General features: G+C 46.3%; 1 protein-coding gene. It reads left to right on the forward strand.

The features are described 5' to 3' along the window. The coding region (locus BUB85_RS20825; RefSeq protein WP_073113378.1) for a DUF927 domain-containing protein at positions 1-1,499 on the forward strand (1,499 nt) is incomplete at both ends.

The following is a 1,499-nucleotide window of genomic DNA, read 5'->3' on the forward strand; positions in this document are numbered from 1 at the left end:
AAAGAATATGACAAAGACACCATTCTGGCGGATGAAGTCTTTGTTGAGATATTCGAACAGGAAGATGAGATACAAAAGGCCCGGATGCTGCTGTCTTTGCAGGACGCAGCGAAAGCCCTGGGCGTAAAGGGGAAGTTTGATCAGATGGTTTCGGCGTATACGAAGGTCGCCAAAGAAACACTAAAGAACAGGGCAAATTCTACAATGGTGGATAATTGGACGAATTTCACCGGATCTTATGACAACATGTTGTGCGGTTCTTGGATCGCATCGGATGAGGGCATTTACACTTTCAATAAGGATTATACCAATGAAGTGATTGTCTGCTATCATCCAATCCTTCCGGTGGAGCGGCTTAAGAATCTCGAGAGCGGAGAGGAGCAGCTGCGGATCGCTTACAAGAGAAATCACAAATGGAATGAAATTGTGGTACCAAAGGATCTGGTCTCTTCGGCCAACAAGATTGTCTCTCTATCAAAGCTTGGAATTGCTGTTACATCGGAGAATGCCAGACTGCTGGTCAAATACTTGTCCGATCTTGAAAATTTGAACGATGACAATATCCCGGTGCAGATGTCCAGCTCGAAGCTTGGCTGGGTCGGTGATGGATTTATTCCGTATGATACCGACATTGTTTTTGATGGAGATATGCAGTTTAAATACATATTCGAGAGTATAAAGGCCCATGGGAATAAGCAGCAGTGGATGCAGCACGTGAAGGATCTGCGGAAGACCGGAAGGATAGAGATTAAGTTTTTTCTGGCAGCATCCTTTGCCAGTATTCTCGTGGGGATGCTTGGGGGCCTGCCGTTTATCGTTGATCTTTGGGGTGAGACAGAAGGTGGAAAATCGGTGGCGATGATGTTGGCGACATCGATCTGGGCGAATCCAGATGAGAATCAATATATTGGTGATTTTAAGACATCGGATGTGGCGTTAGAGATAAAGAGTAATCTTTTAAATAATCTGCCGCTTATGTTAGATGATTCCAGTAAGGTGAGTGCCCGGATCCGGGACAACTTCGAGGGTGTCGTGTACGACCTGTGTTCCGGAAAGGGAAAGAGCCGGTCAAATAAAGATCTGGGAGTGCGGAAGGAGAACCGGTGGAAGAATGCAATTCTGACAAATGGAGAGCGGCCGCTGTCGTCCTATGTGTCGCAGGGCGGGGCGATCAACCGGATACTGGAAGTGGAGTGTCAGGAAAACGTGTTTCCGGATCCGCAGTACACATTGGAACTGCTTAAAAAAAGCTATGGGCATGCCGGGATTCAGTTTGTCAAAATTATAAAAGAGATGGGGATCGATGAAGTACGTGAGATACAGTACGAGATTCAAAAGGACATCTATCAGGATGACAAGATGCAGAAGCAGAGCATCGCGTTATCCATCATTTTAACGGCGGATAGGATCGCGACGGACTATTTGTTCAGAGATGGCCAATACATTGAATATGAGGAGGCTAAGCGCGTTCTGGTAGACAAGAATGAACTGTCGGAGCA

Source organism: Hespellia stercorisuis DSM 15480 (genome assembly GCF_900142165.1).
Taxonomy (GTDB): Bacteria; Bacillota; Clostridia; order Lachnospirales; family Lachnospiraceae; genus Hespellia; species Hespellia stercorisuis.